This is a genomic window from uncultured Limnohabitans sp., from assembly GCF_937889215.1.
Taxonomy (GTDB): domain Bacteria; phylum Pseudomonadota; class Gammaproteobacteria; order Burkholderiales; family Burkholderiaceae_C; genus Limnohabitans_A.
Genome location: NZ_CALBEX010000472.1, coordinates 1 through 1,460, shown reverse-complemented (window position 1 = coordinate 1,460; position 1,460 = coordinate 1). Strand labels below are relative to the sequence as shown.

The window sequence follows — 1,460 nt, the reverse complement described above, 5'->3', positions numbered from 1 at the left end:
GGCTCGAACCAGGGACCTACGGATTAACAGTCCGGCGCTCTACCGACTGAGCTATCGAGGAACAGCATTGAATTATAGAGTGATTTTTAGCCTGTTTTGAGAAGGGGCAGCAGATTTTTTGAAAATCTTCGCGTGCATCTTTCAGAAGCTGGCCTTGACCGCCACACGCAGCGTGCGCGGTGCGCCGGGGTACAGGTAGTAGTGGCCGTATTGTTTGGGCGATTCACGCCAGTAATGGCGGTCTGCCAGGTTGTCGATGGCCAGCGTCCATTGCGTGCGCGTGCCCTGGATGCGCGTGACGTAATGCGTGGCCAGATCGAGCGTGGTCCAAGCGGGCAGTTGGATGACGGCATCCTCGGTGACGCGGCGGGTGCCTTCGTGGTTCAAGCGCAAGCTGCTGCGCAGACCGGGGACGCCTGCGAACCGGTATTGCGCCATGGCGCGCAAGTTCATGCGCGGCACGTTCAAGGGGCGTTGGCCGTTCACGCTGGGGTCAATCTCAGCCGCTTGGCGCTTGGCGTCTGTCCAAGTGGTGGCGATGTCCCATTGCCATTGCGCTTGGGTCAGGCCGGCCGACAACTCAAGGCCTCTGTGTCGGGCTTGGCCGTCGATTTTTCGGGTGCAGGTGTTGGCCTCGTCGCAGGCACCTTCGTCGCCCGCCACGGGGCGGGTGATGTCAAACCAATTCGCTTGCCAGCGGGTACGTGCCCATTGGCCTTTGACGCCGATCTCGAACTGCTCGCTGCGCAGCGCGGGCAGGGCTTGCCCGGCGTTGGTGTAGCGGCTGCGGTTGGGCGCGACGTCTGTTTCAATCCCTTCACCGTAGCTGACGTAGACCAGGTAGGCGGGCGTGATCTGGTGCGTCAGCGCCACCCACGGGGTGTTGAAGCTGCGCTCGTCCTGCACCGCACGGCTGCCATCGGTGCGCTCGCTGGCGCGGTTCAGGCGCGTGTGGCGCAAGCCCAGCCACAAGGCGGTTTGCGCGCTCAACTCGATGCGGTCGCGCAGGGCGATTTCGGTGGTGTATTCGCTGCGCTGGGTGTTCAGGTCGCCGGGTGTGGGTTGGGCCTCGGGGCTCTCGGATGTGCCGTCGATGTTGCCCGTACCCGCCCAGTTGTAGGCCTGCATGGACGAGGGGCGGTCCAGCAAGCGGCTGCGCATGATGCTCAGCCCCAGGTGGTGGCGCAGACCGGCCAGTTGCACCGAGCCATTGAGTTCGGTTTGCAGCGCATCGCTGCTGCGGCGTTCGTTGTCGCTGCGGTAGTCGTACAGGTCAAAGCCGCCGTTGCTGCAGTACTTGTCGCCAACCCAGTCGCCGCTGGGTGTCGTGCAGCCAAAGGCATAGCTCAATCGGTCGTCGGTACGCAAGCGTTGTGCGCCGTATTGTGTGGTCCAAAGCCAACCGCCGTCGAGGTTTTGCTTGAAGCGCAAGCTGCCCGTGGTGCCCGCAAAAACGCCGG

The 1,460-nt window shown here is 63.2% G+C and carries 1 protein-coding gene; it reads right to left on the bottom strand.

The features are described 5' to 3' along the window. Positions 1–141 precede the first annotated feature (141 nt). Positions 142–1,460: TonB-dependent receptor (locus Q0341_RS11885; RefSeq protein WP_299513563.1), on the bottom strand; the 1,319-nt coding region annotated here is incomplete at its 5' end.